Origin of the sequence: Aquabacterium sp. (assembly GCF_035476535.1) — a bacterium.
Taxonomy (GTDB): Bacteria; Pseudomonadota; Gammaproteobacteria; order Burkholderiales; family Burkholderiaceae_C; genus Pseudaquabacterium.
On sequence record NZ_DATILJ010000225.1, the window covers coordinates 39,970 to 55,020 of the forward strand.

General features: G+C 69.5%; 14 protein-coding genes. 10 read left to right on the forward strand and 4 right to left on the reverse strand.

Features of this window, described 5'->3' with window-relative positions:
- Positions 1-8 precede the first annotated feature (8 nt).
- The 10 genes from VLK61_RS22240 (at position 9) to VLK61_RS22285 (ending at position 11,276) form a co-directional block, all read left to right on the forward strand.
- Positions 9-1,052: a WD40/YVTN/BNR-like repeat-containing protein gene (locus tag VLK61_RS22240; protein WP_325424048.1), complete on the forward strand. Its 1,044-nt coding sequence runs from the start codon at positions 9-11 to the stop codon at positions 1,050-1,052.
- Positions 1,053-1,060: 8 nt separating this feature from the next.
- Positions 1,061-2,503, forward strand: coding sequence for an NAD-dependent succinate-semialdehyde dehydrogenase (locus tag VLK61_RS22245; RefSeq protein ID WP_325424050.1), 1,443 nt, complete (start codon positions 1,061-1,063; stop codon positions 2,501-2,503).
- 54 nt (positions 2,504-2,557) lie between these two features.
- Positions 2,558-3,904 carry an aminotransferase class III-fold pyridoxal phosphate-dependent enzyme gene (locus VLK61_RS22250; RefSeq protein WP_325424166.1) on the forward strand — a complete coding sequence of 449 codons (1,347 nt, stop codon included), beginning with the start codon at positions 2,558-2,560 and terminating at the stop codon, positions 3,902-3,904.
- A gap of 1 nt (position 3,905) precedes the next feature.
- Positions 3,906-5,153 (forward strand): Tm-1-like ATP-binding domain-containing protein, encoded by a 1,248-nt coding sequence (locus tag VLK61_RS22255; RefSeq protein ID WP_325424053.1) that lies wholly within the window; start codon positions 3,906-3,908, stop codon positions 5,151-5,153.
- Positions 5,154-5,174: 21 nt separating this feature from the next.
- Positions 5,175-5,837 (forward strand): HAD-IA family hydrolase, encoded by a 663-nt coding sequence (locus VLK61_RS22260; RefSeq protein WP_325424055.1) that lies wholly within the window; start codon positions 5,175-5,177, stop codon positions 5,835-5,837.
- Between the two features lie 46 nt (positions 5,838-5,883).
- On the forward strand, positions 5,884-7,278 hold the full coding sequence (locus tag VLK61_RS22265; RefSeq protein WP_325424057.1) for a transaminase: 1,395 nt from the start codon (positions 5,884-5,886) through the stop codon (positions 7,276-7,278).
- Positions 7,275-8,063 (forward strand): SDR family oxidoreductase, encoded by a 789-nt coding sequence (locus VLK61_RS22270; RefSeq protein ID WP_325424059.1) that lies wholly within the window; start codon positions 7,275-7,277, stop codon positions 8,061-8,063. Before VLK61_RS22265 ends, VLK61_RS22270 begins: the two co-directional genes overlap by 4 nt.
- Positions 8,064-8,075: 12 nt before the next feature.
- On the forward strand, positions 8,076-9,536 hold the full coding sequence (locus tag VLK61_RS22275; protein ID WP_325424061.1) for an APC family permease: 1,461 nt from the start codon (positions 8,076-8,078) through the stop codon (positions 9,534-9,536).
- The gene (locus VLK61_RS22280) at positions 9,520-10,302 is read left to right on the forward strand and encodes an SDR family NAD(P)-dependent oxidoreductase (RefSeq protein WP_325424063.1); all 783 of its coding nucleotides are present in this window, start codon (positions 9,520-9,522) and stop codon (positions 10,300-10,302) included. Before VLK61_RS22275 ends, VLK61_RS22280 begins: the two co-directional genes overlap by 17 nt.
- A gap of 179 nt (positions 10,303-10,481) precedes the next feature.
- On the forward strand, positions 10,482-11,276 hold the full coding sequence (locus tag VLK61_RS22285) for a helix-turn-helix transcriptional regulator (RefSeq protein WP_325424065.1): 795 nt from the start codon (positions 10,482-10,484) through the stop codon (positions 11,274-11,276).
- Here the strand turns inward: VLK61_RS22285 and VLK61_RS22290 are convergent.
- The 4 genes from VLK61_RS22290 to VLK61_RS22305 form a co-directional block, all read right to left on the reverse strand.
- Positions 11,249-12,301: an aromatic ring-hydroxylating dioxygenase subunit alpha gene (locus VLK61_RS22290; protein WP_325424067.1), complete on the reverse strand. Its 1,053-nt coding sequence runs from the start codon at positions 12,299-12,301 to the stop codon at positions 11,249-11,251. The genes VLK61_RS22285 and VLK61_RS22290 overlap by 28 nt on opposite strands.
- 69 nt (positions 12,302-12,370) lie before the next feature.
- Entirely contained in the window at positions 12,371-13,516 is a 1,146-nt protein-coding gene (locus tag VLK61_RS22295; protein ID WP_325424168.1) for an ABC transporter substrate-binding protein, read from the reverse strand.
- Positions 13,517-14,277: 761 nt separating this feature from the next.
- Positions 14,278-14,595 carry a helix-turn-helix domain-containing protein gene (locus VLK61_RS22300; RefSeq protein WP_325424069.1) on the reverse strand — a complete coding sequence of 106 codons (318 nt, stop codon included), beginning with the start codon at positions 14,593-14,595 and terminating at the stop codon, positions 14,278-14,280.
- Positions 14,588-14,914, reverse strand: coding sequence for a type II toxin-antitoxin system RelE/ParE family toxin (locus VLK61_RS22305; protein ID WP_325424071.1), 327 nt, complete (start codon positions 14,912-14,914; stop codon positions 14,588-14,590). The genes VLK61_RS22300 and VLK61_RS22305 overlap by 8 nt, the downstream gene beginning before the upstream one ends.
- Positions 14,915-15,051 lie beyond the last annotated feature (137 nt).

The window sequence follows — 15,051 nt, forward strand, 5'->3', positions numbered from 1 at the left end:
GGGCGACGATGATTTGGCGTGTTATGCGTTCACGGCTGGTTGCCGCGCTGGTGGGAGTGTCGCTGGTGTCGCTGGCGCTGAGGTCGCCGGTCTTCGCGGCCGAGGCCACCAAGCCCGCGGCCCTGGTGCCGGCCGCCGAGCCTGCCAGCAAGGCCGCCGGCCTGGTGCCGGCCGTCCGCGTGGCCCATGCCACGCAGGCCACGATGCTGGCGGCCACGCGGGCCGGCGCGCGCATCGTCGCGGTGGGCGACCATGGCGTGGTGCTCTTGTCCGACGACGGCGGCAAAAGCTTTCGCCAGGCACAGCAGGTGCCGGTGGACGTGACGCTGACGGCAGTGAGCTTTGCCGACGCCCAGCAAGGCTGGGCCGTGGGCCATGCCGGCGTGGTGCTGCACACGGCAGACGGCGGCGAGACCTGGGCGCTGCAGCGCAGCGATCTGCAGAACGACCGACCGCTGTTTGCCGTGAAGTTCTTCGATGCGAAGCGCGGCGTGGCGGTCGGCCTGTGGTCGCTGGTGCTGGTCACCGACGATGGTGGTGTGACGTGGCAGACCGTGCAGCCGCCCGTGCCCGAGGGCGCGAAGAAGGCCGACCTGAACCTGCTGGGCCTGTTCACTGATGCGCAGGGCCGCGTGTATGCGACAGCTGAACGCGGCATGCTGGCGCGATCGGACGACCAGGGCCGCAGCTGGACCTATCTGCGCAGCGGCTACGCTGGTTCGTTCTGGACCGGCCTGGGCCTGGCCGACGGCACGCTGCTGGCGGCCGGGCTGCGCGGCTCGCTGTACTGCAGCAGCGACGAGGGCCGCAGCTGGACGCGCATCGAGACGAACAGCAAATCGTCGATCACCGCGCTGGCGCAGGTCGGAAGCGAGGTGATCGCGGTCGGCCTCGACGGCCTGGTGCTGCGCAGCACCGATGGCGGCGCGAGCTTCAAGACCGAGCTGCGCGCCGACCGCGTCTCGCTGACCGCCTTGAGCACCGGCGCCGATGGCCGGCCGCTGCTGTTTTCCCGCCAAGGCCTCGTCGCCGCCGGCGAATCCCGGAAGTGAAGCACACGATGAACTATCCCGAACTTGCCTTGCACGTGGCCGGCCGCTGGCTGAGCCAGGCCTCCGGCGGCGAGCGTGCCGTGATCAACCCGGCCGACGAATCGGTGCTGGCGATGCTGCCGCTGGCCGGTGAAGCCGAACTGCAGGCCGCGGCCGAATCGGCCCAACGCGGCTTCCTGCAGTGGCGCAAGGTCTCGGCGCTGGAGCGCTGCACGATCCTGCGCCGCGCGACGGGCCTGATGCGCGAGCGTTGCCAGGCCATTGCCACGATCCTGACGCTGGAGCAGGGCAAGCCGCTGGCGGAAAGCCAGCGCGAAGTTTTGCTGTCGGCCGACATCATCGACTTCCAGGCCGAAGAGGCCAAGCGCCTGTACGGCCGCACCGTGCCGCCGCGTGTGCCCGGCATCCTGAGCCAGACGGTAATGCGCCAGCCGGTGGGCCCGGTGGCCGCGTTCACCGCCTGGAACTTTCCGGTCAACCTGCCGGCGCGCAAGATCGGCAGCGCGCTGGCGGCGGGCTGCAGCGTGGTGGTCAAGCCGGCGGAAGAAACGCCGGGCAGCTGCATCGCGCTGCTGCGCTGTTTGCTCGACGCCGGCGTGTCGCCCGAGGCGCTGAACCTGGTCTGCGGCGAACCGGCGCAGGTGTCGTCGCGGCTGATCGCGCACCCGGCCATCGCCAAGGTCTCGTTCACCGGCTCGGTGGCCGTGGGCAAGCTGCTGGGCGAGCTGTGCGCGCGCGGCGTCAAGCGCTACACGCCGGAGTTGGGCGGCCATGCACCGGTGATCGTCTGCGACGACGCCGACATCGGCTTCGCGCTGAAGAGTTCCATTGCCGCCAAGTACCGCAATGCCGGCCAGGTGTGTGCGTCGCCGATCCGCTTCTATGTGCAGCGTCGGCACCATGAGCGCTGGTGCGCCGGCTTCGCGCAGGCCGCGTCGGTGCTGCGCCTGGGCCCGGGCCTGGACGCTCAGACGCAGATGGGCCCGCTGGCCCATGCCCGCCGCATCGCCGACATGGAAGCGCTGATGGCTGATGCGCTGGACCACGGCGCGCGGCTGCTGTGCGGCGGCAAGCGCGTGCAACGGCCCGGCTATTTCTTCGAGCCTACGGTGATCGCTGACGTGCCGGCCAGCAGCCGCTTGGCCCACACCGAGCCCTTCGGCCCGATCGCGACGATCGAGGCTTTCGACACGCTGGACCAAGCCATTGACCGCGCCAACGATTCGCGCTACGGCCTGGGCGCTTATGCCTTCACGCGCGACCTCGTCACCGCACATCGCCTCGGCGAGGAACTCGAAGCCGGCATGGTCGGCATCAACCACTTCGGCGTCTCGCAGCCCGAGATGCCCTTCGGCGGCTGGAAAGAAAGCGGCCAGGGCCAGGAGATGGGCGCCGAGGGCCTGCTGGCCTACACCGAACTGAAGACCGTCATCGTCGGCGTGCCGAGCTGAGGCTGCCGACCCCTGAAATCGCGAGGACGCACCATGACACCCGACATCGACCAATTGAAGCAGGACAACGCCCGCTTCCTGTTCCACCCGATGGCCCACCCCCAGGCCATGCAGAAGAACAAGCCCGACATCATTGCCCGCGGCGAAGGCTGCTGGGTCTGGGACATCGACGGCCACAAGATGATCGACGGCGTGGCCGGGCTGTGGAGCAGCAACCTCGGCCACAGCAACCAGCGTGTGCGCGACGCCATCGTCGCGCAGCTCGACGAGCTGCCGTTCTACAACACCTTCCGCGGCACGACGCACCCGCGCGCCATCGAGCTGTCGGCCCGCGTGGTCAAGACCATGGCGCCCGACGGCGTCGGCGCGGTGATGTTCGGCAACAGCGGGTCCGACGCCGTGGAGGGCGCGCTGAAGATCGCCCGCCAGTACTGGAAGGTGCTGGGCCAGCCCGAGCGCACCAAGTTCATCAGCCTGAAGCAGGGCTACCACGGCGTGCACTTCGGCGGCATGAGCGTCAACGGCCTGGCCAACATCCGGCGCGCCTACGAGCCGCTGATGCCGGGCTGCTTCCATGTCGATGCGCCCTGGCTTTACCACAACGCCTACACGCAGGACCCGGAGGAACTCGGCCGCATCTGCGCCGGCCTCCTGGAACGCGAGATCCTGTTCCAGGGCGCCGACACGGTGGCCGCCTTCGTCGCCGAGCCGGTGCAGGGCTCGGCCGGCGTCATCGTGCCGCCGGCCAACTACTGGCCGCTGGTGCGCGAGATCTGCGAGCGCCACAAGGTGCTGCTGATCGCCGACGAGGTGGTGACCGGCTTCGGCCGCAGCGGCGCAATGTTCGGCACGCGTCTCTGGGGCGTTACGGCCGACATCTGGTGCCTGGCCAAGGGCATCAGCTCGGGCTATGTGCCGCTGGGCGCCACGGCGCTGAGCCAGAAGGTCGCCGACGCCTTCCTCGCCGACACCGCCGGCCTGGGCACCGTGGCGCATGGCTACACCTACAGCGGCCACCCGGTGGCCGCGGCGGCCGCGCTGGCCACGCTGGACGAATTGGAGCGGCTGGACGTGGTCGGCAACGTCGCGCGCGTCGGTGCGCATTTCCAGGCCCGGATGGCCGAATTCGAGCGCAAGTTCAGCTTCGTCGGCGATGTGCGCGGCGTCGGGCTGATGACCGGCATCGAGATGGTCTCGGACAAGGCCGCGCGCACACCGGTGCCGCGCGGCAGCGACATCCCGCAGCGTGTGGCACGCGAGGCCTACCAGCGCGGCGCGATGGTGCGCATCTCCGGGCCGAACATGATCCTGTCACCGCCGCTGGTGATCACGCGTGAGGAGGTCGATCACCTGGTCGACATCCTGGAAGCCTCGTTTGCTGCGGTGGATGCGAGCTTGTGACATGAACATTCTGCTGATCGGCACCGTCGACACCAAGAGCGACGAAATGGCCTACATGCGCGAAGTGATTGCCGCGCAAGGCGGCCGCGCGCTGGTGATGGACGTCGGCGTGCTGGGTCGCGGCGGTTTCACGCCGGACATTGCTAACACCGATGTAGCACTGGCCGCCGGCGTCAGCCTGCAGCAGGTGATCAACAGCGGCGACGAGAACAGCGCGATGATCCTGATGGCCCGCGGCGCCACTGCGCTGGCCGTGCAATGGCACGCCGAGCGCCGCATCGACGGCCTGCTGGTGCTCGGCGGCACCATGGGCACCGACCTGGCGCTGGACGTCGCGAATGCCTTGCCGCCGGGATTCCCGAAGGTGGTGGTGTCGACCATCGCCTACTCGCAGCTGCTGCCGCCCGATCGCATCCCGCCCGACCTGATCATGGTGCTGTGGGCCGGCGGGCTGTACGGGCTGAACAGCCTGTGCCGCTCGGCGCTGGCGCAGGCGGCGGGCGCGGTGATGGGTGCGGCGCGCAGCGCGGTGGCGGTGCACTTCGAGCGGCCGCTGGTCGGCATGACCTCGCTGGGCTCCAGCGCGATGACCTACATGAAGACGCTGAAGCCGGCGCTCGAAGCGCGCGGCTTCGACCTGGCAGTGTTCCATGCCACCGGCATGGGCGGCCGGGCGTTCGAGGCGCTGGCCGCGCAGGGCCGCTTCGTCGCGGTGATGGACTTCTGCCTGCAGGAACTGGTCAACCACCTCGGCGGCTCCTGTGTCAGTGCCGGGCCCGACCGGCTGCGCATCGCCGGACGCGCCGGCGTGCCGCAGATCGTGGCGCCGGGCGCCACCGACATGCTCGACTTCCCCGCCTGGAGCGAGGGCCCGGCGCGCGCCGAGGGCTGGCTGCGCCGCGACCACAACCGGCTGATCGCGTCGGCCTGCATCGACGCCGGAATGCGCCGCGAAGTCGCCCGAGCGATCTGTTCGCGCCTGGCCGAAGCCACCGGCCCGACCTGCCTGCTGCTGCCGACCCATGGCATCGAGGGCTGGGACCGCCCCGGGCAGCCGCTGCACGACCCGGACGGCCTGGCCGCCTTCGTCGACGAGACGCGGCGCCATGTGCCGGCCCAGGTGCAGCTGGAGGTGCTGGACGCGCACATCAACGACCCGGCCTTCTGCGACGCCGCGCTGCGTGTGTTCGACCAATGGGTCGCCGACGGTCGCGTTGCCGCGCGCCCGTGGGCCGGCGCGGTCGCCTGAGCAGGCCGAGCACATCCCGCCATGCCACTCTTGAACAAAGCCCTGGTGCTCGACTTCGGCGGCGTGATCAGCCGCACGCTGTTCGAGACGCATGCGCTGTCCGAGCGCGCGCTGGGCCTGGCGCCCGGCACGCTGCGCTGGCGCGGCCCTTTCGATCCGGCCGGCGACGCGCTGTGGCGCGACATGCAGGCCGACAGGATCAGCGAACGCGACTACTGGCTGGCGCGGGCTCGCGAAGTGGGCCGCCTGCTCGGCGAAGACTGGGACCGCATGGAGACCCTGGTGCAGCGCGCCCGCGGCGCCGACGTGGACGCGGTGATCCGCCCGGAGGCCGTGGCCGCGATCGAGCTGGCCCGGGCCGCGGGCTGCAAGCTGGCGGTGCTGTCCAACGAGCTGGACCTGTTCTACGGCGCCGATTTCCGCCAGCGCCTGCCGCTATTGCAGCAGTTCGACGTGGTGGTCGACGCGACCTACACCCACATCCTCAAGCCCGACCCGCGCGCCTATGCGCTGTGCGTCGAGCAGCTGGGCCTGGCCGCCGGCGACTGCGTGTTCGTCGACGACCAGCTGCGCAATGTCGAAGGCGGCCGGCGTGCCGGGCTGCAGGTGGTGCATTTCGATGTGATGCAGCCGGCCCGCTCTTACCACCAGGCGCTGGCGCTGCTGGGCCTGACGCCTGAATGACGCGGCCGCCGCAACGCTCACCTCTTCTTCCTTCCGGAGTTTGACGATGACCCCCACTGTTCCGCAACGCGCCCGCGTCAGCGCGCTGATGGCCGCCGAGCAGGCGCGCTACGCGGTCACGCATGCCCGCTCCGGCGCGCTGTATGCGCAGGGCAAGAGCCACTGGCTGTACGGCGCGCCTTCGCACTGGATGCGGCGCTGGATCGGCGGCTGGCCGATCTACCTGCAGGAGCCGCCGGCCGACCAGCCGCGCGACTACGGCGTGCGCTTCGGCGATGTCGACGGCAACGAGTATGTCGACTTCTGCCTCGGCGACACCGGCGGCATGTGCGGCCACGGCCACCCGGCGGTGGTGGCGGCGATGGCGCGGCAGGCGCGCCTCGGCACTTCGCTGATGCTGCCCAGCGGCGATGCCGAATGGGTCGGCGAGGAACTGACGCGCCGCTTCGGCCTGCCGTACTGGACGCTCACCACCTCGGCCAGCGATGCCAACCGGGCCTGCATCCGCCTGGCGCGCATGGTCACCGAGCGGCCGCGGGTGCTGGTGTTCTCGGGCGCGTACCACGGCAGTGTCGAAGAAGCGCATGTCGAGCTGCGCGGCACCGAGGTGCAGATGCGCAACAACATCCACCACAACTTCTTCCCGCACGATGCGCTGTCGCGCGTGGTCGAGTTCAACGACATCCCGGCGCTGGAAGCCGCGCTGCGGCAGGGCGATGTGGCCTGCGTGCTGGCCGAGCCGGCGATGACCAACTACGGCATGATCGCGCCGCAACCCGGCTACCACGACGCGCTGCGGCGCCTGACGCGCGAGACCGGCACGCTGCTGATCATCGACGAGACGCACACGATCTCCAGCGGCCCTGGCGGCTACACCGCGCTGCACGGCCTGCAGCCCGACATGTTCGTGATCGGCAAGGCGATTGCCGGCGGCATTCCTGCAGCTGCCTTCGGCCTCAGCCAGGCCAGCGCCGAGCGCGTGTGGCAGGTGCTGCCGCCTGTGCCGCCGACGGTGCGCCAGAGCGCGCATGCTGGCTTCGGCGGCACCCTGGCCGGCAATGCGCTGACGGTAGCGGTGATGCGCGCGGTGCTGTCCGAGGTGCTGACGCCGGACGCCTTCGAACGCATGCTGGCGCTGGCCGATCGGCTGCAGCGCGGTGTCAACGACAGCATTGCGCGTGCCGGATTGCCCTGGCATGCCACGCGCGTCGGCGCACGTGTGGAGACCCTGTTCGCTGTCGACGAGCCGCAAAACGCCAGCGAGGTCCGGCAGCACCGCGACGCCGAACTGGAAGCGCTGCTGCACCTGTACCTGATGAACCGCGGCGTGCTGATCACGCCCTTCCACAACATGATGCTGTGCTGCCCCGGCACCACCGCGGAGGATGTCGACCGGCACAACGCCGTGTTCGATGAACTGGTGGCGGAGCTGACGTCGTGAGTCTCGAGGCCTACAGCCTGCGCGGCAAGGTGGCGCTGGTCACCGGCGGCGGGCGCGGCATCGGCGCGGCGATTGCCGCCGCCTTCGCGCAGGCCGGCGCACAGGTGCTGATTGCCAACCGCACGGCCGAGGCCGGCGCGGCCGTGGCGGCCACGATCCGCGCCGCCAGCGGCATGGCCGAAGCGATGGGCTGCGACATCGGCCAGCACGCACAGGCCGACAGCGCCGTGGCCGAGGCGGTGCGCCGCTTCGGCGCGCTGGACATCGTGGTGCACAACGCCGCGATCAATCCTTGGGCGCGCCTTGGCGCGATCACCGACGACGCGCTCGATCAGACCCTGGCCGTCAACCTGAAGGCCTGCTTCTGGCTCACGCGGGCGGCTCTGCCGCACTGGCGCGCACGCGGCGGCGGGCGCATGCTGGTCACCTCGTCGGTCACCGGCCCGCGCGTCGCGATGCCCGGCAGCGCCGCGTACGCCGCCAGCAAGGCCGGTGTCAACGGCTTCATCCGCAGTGCGGCGCTGGAGCTGGCGGCCGAGCGCATCACCGTCAACGGTGTCGAGCCTGGCTACATCGCCAAGCAGGGCGGCTCACTGCTGTCGAACCCCGAGCGTGCGGCGCGCATCGCCCGCCACATTCCGGCCGGTGAACTGGGCCGGCCGGAGGACATCGCGCTGGCGATGGGCTACCTGGCCAGTGATGCTGCGCGTTATGTCACCGGCCAGACGATCGTGGTCGACGGCGGCTCGACGCTGCCCGAGAGCCCTTTTTTCAATGAAACCTGAGCGGAGCGCGCGATGAGCCTCGAAGAACGTACCAACGCCCACCTGCGGCGCGGCGTCGTCGGTTTCCCGACGGCGCTGGCCACCTCGGTCGGTGTGGTCATGGCCAGCCCGGCGATCCTGACGGCGACCACCGGCTTCTCGATCGGCGGCAGCAGTTTCGTGCTGGCGATGGTCATCGCCGTGGCACTGATGTTCATGCAGGCCACGACCTTCGCCGAAGCGGCGGCGATGATGCCCACCGCCGGCTCGGTATACGACTACATCGCCTGCGGCCTGGGCCGCGTGGCGGCGATCACCGGCACGATCTCGGCCTACATGCTGGTGCATGTGTTCGCCGGCACGGCCGAGACCATCCTCAGCGGCGTGATGGCCACTGTCAACTTCCCGGCGCTGCACGGCCTGCTGGTGACGCACCAGGTCACCTGGGCGGTCGGCGTGGCGATGGTGCTGCTGTTCGCCGCGCTGAACTACTTCGGGATCAAGGCGTTCGCACGCGTCGAGATCTTCCTGACCTTCAGCATGTGGGCCACGCTGATGATCTTCGGCGTCAGCGGCCTGCTGCAGGCGCCGCAGGTGCCGCTGCAAGGCTTCTTCGGCGCCTCGCAGGTCGGCACGGATCCGTATGCGGTGATGTCACTGGTCGGCATGGCGATGTTCATGTTCCTGGGCATCGAGTTCGTCACGCCGCTGGCGCCCGAGCTGCGCAATGCTCACCGCAACATCCCGCGCGCGATGATGCTGGGCCTGGTGCTGGTGTGGCTGTGCATGGTGATCTGGGGCGCGGCGATGGCGCGGCAGGTGCCCAACACCGCCGTCGATGCGCAGGGCACGGTGCACATCCTCGAGACGCCGGATGCGATTCCGCTGTTCGCGCAAGCGGTGATGGGGCCGGTGGGCCGCTTCTGGCTCGGCATTGCCTTCCTGCTGGCCGGCGCGGCGACGATCAACACCTTGATGGCCGCGCTGCCGCGCATCCTGTACGGCATGGCACTCGACGGCGCCTTGCCCAAGGCTTTTGCCAGGCTGCATCCGAAATACAAGAGTCCGGTGGTCGGCATTGCCGTGGCCGCCGCGATTCCGATCGCCCACACGGTGGCGATCCAGGGCGACCTGGACCGCATCCTGCCGCTGGTGCTGGCGGCAGTGTGCGCCTGGGGCGTGGCCTACCTGCTGGTGAACCTGTCCATCGTGGTGCTGCGCATGCGCCGGCCGGACCTGCCGCGGGCCTACCGCGCGCCGTTCTTTCCGCTGCCGCAGATCGTCGCGTCGCTGGGCATCTTCGTCGCGATCTGGTACATCACGCCGCCGACGATGAAGGCGGCGGACATCTACCTGCCCTTCGGCTCGATGCTGGCGTTGACTGCGCTGTATGCGCTGGTGTGGTGCTTCGTCATCCAGCGGCAGCAGGGCTTTTCACCGGTGCCGGTGGAGCAGGTGCTGGAGCAGGAGTTCGCGCGTGAACCTCGCGATTGACACGGCCCGCCTGCGCTTGCAGAACAAGGTAGCGCTGGTCTGTGGTGCGGCCAGCGGCATCGGCGAGGCCGTGGTACAGCGTTTCGTGCAGGAGGGCGCGCGCGTGGTCGCCGCCGGCTGGCCGCAGCCGGCCGGCGACGCGGCGCTACGCTGCGACGTGACCGACGACGCGCAGGTGCGCAGCCTGGTGGCCACGGCGCTGCAGCGCCACGGCCGCATCGACGTGCTGGTGAACGCCGCCGGCGTGATCGCCGCCGACGACGCCGGCACCATCGACGACGCGCTGTGGTCCCGCCAGCACGAGGTGAACCTGGCCGGCACGATGCGCACGATGCGGGCCGTGCTGCCGCACATGCTGGCGCGCGGCAGCGGCGCCATCGTCAACATCGCATCGGTGGCGGCCTTCAATGCCGGCGCCGGATCGGCCAGCTATGCCGCCAGCAAGGCCGGGGTGGTGGCGCTGACACGCTCGGCCGCGATGGCCTATGGCGGGCAGGGCGTGCGCGTCAACGCGCTGTGCCCCGGCTGGGTGGCCACGCCGATGGCCGAGCGCGAGATGCAGGAGCTGGCGCTGGCGCTGGGCATCAGCGAGCAGGAAGCTCACCAGCGCACCGTCGCCCGCATCGCCCTGCAGCGCATGGCGCGGCCGGACGAAATGGCGGCGGTGTGTCTGTTCCTGGCCTGCGATGAATCTTCGTTCGTCACCGGCGCGGCGCTGGTGGCCGACGGCGGCACGCGGGTGCCGGCGGCGATGCGGGCGATCTGAAGCAGGCGCCGGCCCTCGGGTGTGCCCTCTTGCCGGCGGCCGGCGGCGCAGCAGAATCGGGCGAAGGCCTGTTGCTCACGGGCGGCTGCTCACGGGCTGCCCATAGCGGGCCAAAGCGGGCCACAGCGGGCCACCCGGCCCGCTGTGGCTCGTCCCTGTCCCTCACGTCCTCGCCTGCCATGTCGTCGCTCGCCATCTCGACCATCCCCGTGGAGCCCTCAGTCGCCCACGCCACGCCGTTCAGCACGGCCTGGCCGGCGGTGATCGAGCACATCGGCGAGCCGGCCTTCGTGCCCGCGCTGCTGCAGCTGTGCCACGATCTGGCGGCGGCCAGCGATGTGGCGGTGTTCCTGCTGCAGGATCAGGTGCCGACACTGGTGGGCGCCGTCAGCCTGCGCGGTGATGCGGCACAGCGTTCGGGGCGGCGCTACCTGCTGGAGCATTACTACCGGCAGGACGGCAACCTGCACATCGCGCGGGCGCCGGCGCATCAGCTGTGCCTGAGCCATGTGCTGGCGGCGCAGATCAGCGACGCCGGCTACCGCAGCGCCTGCTACGACAGTGCGGGCCTGCAGGAGCGCGTGTCGCTGCTGATCCCCTGCGGCGAGCGCTGGGTCTTTGTCAACACCTACCGGCAGCAGCAGTGCACGCTGCCGCTGGACGCGGCGGTGAACGGCCTGCGCGCGCATGCGCCGGCGCTGGCCGCCGCGACGCGCCGCCACCTGGCCCTGGTCGCCGCGATGCCGCCGGTGCACAACGAGCCGGCCGACCCGCTGGCCGCGCTGTCACGCCGCGAGCGTGAGGTCGTCGAGCAGATCCTGGCCGGCCGCAGCGCCAAGGAGGCCGGCAAGCTGCTGGGCCTGAGCCCGACCAGCGTGGCCACCTACCGGCAGCGGGCCTTCGACAAGCTCGGCGTGCGGCGCCAGGTCGAGCTGTTCCAGCGCCTTCACGGCGTGCCGGCCGGCCGCGCTTGAGCCTTGGCCTGCTCGTCGGCCAGCAGGGCCGCGTACACACGGCGGTAGTGCATCAGCGCGCTGTCCATCGCCAGCGGCAGCATCTCGAAATCCGGGTCCAGCGCCAGGTTGCGCTGCTGCGCGCTGATCATGTGCTCGTCTTCGGCGAAGGCCTGCTTCACGATGTCGTGTACCGCCTGCGTCACCGCCGGCTGGTCGAGCGCGAAGTCGTGCGGCTGGGTGAAGAAATAGTGCGTGGAAGACGCGGCCTCGGGCGTCAATGCCTGGCAGCTGTGAAACTGCAGCGCGCCGGCACGGTTGCCTTCACGCGCGCCCTGGCCGGCCGGCGCGCTGCCCGAGTCCATCACCAGCAGGCCGGGCACCGTGAAGTCATAGATGTTCCAGCGGTCCACCGGCCCGGTCCAGCCGGCCACCTGGGTGACGAAGGGCGGCGGCGGGATGTTCATCACCCAGCGTGTCACGCGCACGCCGCGCGCCAGGCGCTCGACCAGCGGCCGTTCCTGCGCGTACTGCTCGCTGCCGCCCAGCGTCGTCGGGTGCACGTAGGGCAGGTGGCTGAAGTCCAGCAGGTTGTCGGCGATCGCCAGGTGCGGCACGTCGTAATGCATGGTGCCGGGCAGGCTGCGCCACTGCGGATCGTCCAGCCAGTGCGTGTCGGGGATCCCGGCCGGATCGGCCCGCGCCGGGTCGCCCATCCACACCCACAGCCAGCGTGCGCGCTCGACCACAGGCCAGGACCGCACCCGGGCCTTGGGCGGCACGTTGGCCTGGCCCGGGATCTCGACGCAGGCGCCGCCGGGTTCGAACTTCAGCCCGTGGTAGAGGCAGCGCACACAATCGCCTTCGCGGCGACCCAGCGACAGCGGCGCGCCGCGGTGGCAACAGCGGTCCTGCAGCGCCACCGGCGCGCCGGCTTCCGTGCGGTACAGCAGCAGCGGCTCGCCCAGCACGGTGCGCGCCAGCAGCCGGCCATCGTCGATCTCGTCGCGCCAGCCGGCGACGTACCAGCAGTTTTTCAGGAACATCTCAGGTGCTCCACTGGGGTGAGCAATACCTGCCCCAGGAGGGGACAGGGCGCCGCCAGGCGGCCGGGGCTAAGGCAGGTACACCCATTTGCCGGACTCGATGCGCACCAGCACCTGGGCGCGGCGGTCGGTGCCGTTGTGGTCTCTCTCGCTGAGGCTGAACACGCCTTGTGCGCCGACCACGTCGCGCGACTGTTCGAGCGCGTCGCGCAGCGCGGTGCGGAACTCGGGCGTGCCGGGCGCGGCCTTGGCCAGCGCCTTGGGCACCGCCTTGTCGAGCAGCACGTAGGCATCCCACGCGGTGGCGCCGAACAACGAGCGGCTGCCGCTGCCGAACTTGCCTTCGTAGCGCGCCAGGTAGTCCAGCGCCACCGCGCGCACGGGGTTCGAGGCCGGCAATTGTTCAGCCACCAGCACCGGCGACACCGGGAACAGGCAGCCGTCCAGATCACGCCCGCCAACACGCAGGAAGTCGGCATTCGCAATGCCTTGCTGCAGGTAGATCTGGCCCTTGTAGCCGCGTTTCTTCAGCTCGATCACCGGCAGCGCGCCGGCCGTGCCCGAGGCGGCGATGATCACTGCATCGGGGTTCGCCGCGCTGACCTTCAGTACCTGCGCCGCCACCGTGATGTCGTTCGGGGCATAGCGCTCGTCGGCCAGCACCTTGATGCCGCGCTCGGCGGCGATCTTGTTCATCTCCTTGATGAAGGAATCGCCGAAAGCGGTGTTGAAGCCGATGTAGGCCAGCGTCTTGCGCTGCGCGGCCTGCAGGTGGTCGAAGATGTAGGCGCCCATCGTCGGCTCGTTGGGCGCCAGCTTGAAGGCCCAGCGCCGTGCGCCTTCGGGCGGCAGCACGATGGCACCGGAGCCGGCCAGGCTGATCATCGGCGTTTGCGCCGCGCCGGCCACTTCCAGCGCGGCCAGCGAGGTCGGCGTGACCGTCGGGCCGATGATGAGGTCGACCTTGTCCTCCTCGACCAGGCGGCGCGCATGCTTGGTCGCGCCCACCGTGTCGGTGGCGTCGTCCAGCACGATGTAGCGCACCGGCTGGCCGCCCAGCGTGGGCGGCAGCACCTCGATGGTGTTCTTCTCGGGAATGCCCAGCGAGGCGCCGGGCCCGCTCAAGGACAGCAGCACGCCGACCTTGATGGTTGCCGGCGCCTGGGCCCGGGCGCCCAGGCTCGCCAGACCGAGCGCCGCTGCTGCCGCGGCCATTGCATCACGCCTGTTCATGCCCGTCTCCTGTGGTTTGGCGCCATCGTGCAGCGCGGCTTGCGGCCTGTCTGTCCTGGCGCTGCAGGACACGGTGCAGGTTCACGGAGATGCCCGGCATCGCGATCCTGCAGATTGCGCTGGGTAATCCGTGCTCGGCACCGATGCCGTCAACCAGAAGGGGCGTCCGTGTCAATCGACCTGTCAGGCCGCGCGGGGCTCGGCTTCAGCAAAAGCCTAGGCTTCACCCCTCGCTGCCGAACTCCTTTTCGGTTCGTTCGGCACCTGGCGCCTGTTCATCCAGCGACTGCCGACACCTCACGCAGCCGCGCATGAACTGAGGCCATGCTGGCACCGAGATCTTCATCCACGTGATGGCCTCGCTTCTGCCGCGCCGGTCATGGCCGTGTGCCGCGCCTCCGCCATAGCACTGCCGCGACCAGCAAAAGCACAAGACCACAAGGCGTCGCAGCAAGGGGAATGATGCCCGCCATTTCGTCGAACGCGGCGCGCCCGGAGATTGTGTTCAGGCCCCAATATGAGAAGCCAAAGCACGCCAACGCAGCTACCAACAGCAGGATCGGGACATCGCGCATTTGATGACGCCTAGACGTTTGACATGAGAGGCGCTGCCCGGCTTGCCGAATAGCGCCTCTCGATAGAAGGGTCAGCCAACTTTCCGCAGAGCGCGTACCCGCTCAAGAAACCTGGTGAATAGGGCGCGCTTCTCCGGGAACTTGGTCACTTGACGGAGAGGCCCGGCGTCATGCGGGCTTCTGCGGCACCAGCTTGACCTGCAGCTCGCAGCCCACAGCGGCAGCGTATTTTTTCAGCGTTGCGAGCGACGGGGCGTGCCGCCCGGCGGCTTCAAGCCTCGAAATGGCACTTTTGGTGGTGCCCATGCGCTCCGCAACAGCATCCTGCGTGAGGCCCGCCTTGGCGCGAGCCTTGAGCATTTGGCTGGCCAGCGCGTACTCGAGCTCAAGCGACTCGTACGCCTCGGCGAAGCCGGGTCTTTGCTTGGCCTTTGCCAGGAACTCGGCGTGGTTGTGACGAACGGGCTTGTACTTCAGGTCAGCCATGCTGGACCTCCTTGAGGCGCTTGCGCGCAAACTTCAATTCACTATCAGGCGTTTGGCGCGACTTCTTGATGAATGCGTGAAGGACGACGACACGCTTGCCGACAAGGAAGCAGTAGAACGCTCGGCCGATTCCGGAGCGTCCGCGAGGACGCAACTCGAACAGGCCATCACCGAAGGCGCGCGAGTGCGGCAGGCGAAGACTTGGGCCATGCTCCGTCAGGAGCTCGACCAGGCGAGCGTAGTCAGCAAGAACATCAACTGGCCATGACTGGATCTCGGCGAGAACGCGCTCATGGAAGTAGGTGATCTCAAACGCCATGAGCGATGTTAGCAAGTTCGCTAACATGGCACAACCGGGCTTTCATGACGCCGAATGTTCGAGCCGAGGCATCAAGCGCGGCCGGAACATCTTGGCCATGGATGCGAGGACTGCTGCCGTTTGCACGAAGACCCGCT

Bases quoted from the DNA above. Each gene is read 5' to 3' on its own strand.
- VLK61_RS22305 (WP_325424071.1), bottom strand. From the start codon at position 14,914: ATGGCGTTTGAGATCACCTACTTCCATGAGCGCGTTCTCGCCGAGATC.
- VLK61_RS22240 (WP_325424048.1), top strand. From the start codon at position 9: ATGATTTGGCGTGTTATGCGTTCACGGCTGGTTGCCGCGCTGGTGGGA.
- VLK61_RS22245 (WP_325424050.1), top strand. From the start codon at position 1,061: ATGAACTATCCCGAACTTGCCTTGCACGTGGCCGGCCGCTGGCTGAGC.
- VLK61_RS22295 (WP_325424168.1), bottom strand. From the start codon at position 13,516: ATGGCCGCGGCAGCAGCGGCGCTCGGTCTGGCGAGCCTGGGCGCCCGG.
- VLK61_RS22285 (WP_325424065.1), top strand. From the start codon at position 10,482: ATGTCGTCGCTCGCCATCTCGACCATCCCCGTGGAGCCCTCAGTCGCC.
- VLK61_RS22260 (WP_325424055.1), top strand. From the start codon at position 5,175: ATGCCACTCTTGAACAAAGCCCTGGTGCTCGACTTCGGCGGCGTGATC.
- VLK61_RS22255 (WP_325424053.1), top strand. From the start codon at position 3,906: ATGAACATTCTGCTGATCGGCACCGTCGACACCAAGAGCGACGAAATG.
- VLK61_RS22265 (WP_325424057.1), top strand. From the start codon at position 5,884: ATGACCCCCACTGTTCCGCAACGCGCCCGCGTCAGCGCGCTGATGGCC.
- VLK61_RS22275 (WP_325424061.1), top strand. From the start codon at position 8,076: ATGAGCCTCGAAGAACGTACCAACGCCCACCTGCGGCGCGGCGTCGTC.
- VLK61_RS22290 (WP_325424067.1), bottom strand. From the start codon at position 12,301: ATGTTCCTGAAAAACTGCTGGTACGTCGCCGGCTGGCGCGACGAGATC.
- VLK61_RS22300 (WP_325424069.1), bottom strand. From the start codon at position 14,595: ATGGCTGACCTGAAGTACAAGCCCGTTCGTCACAACCACGCCGAGTTC.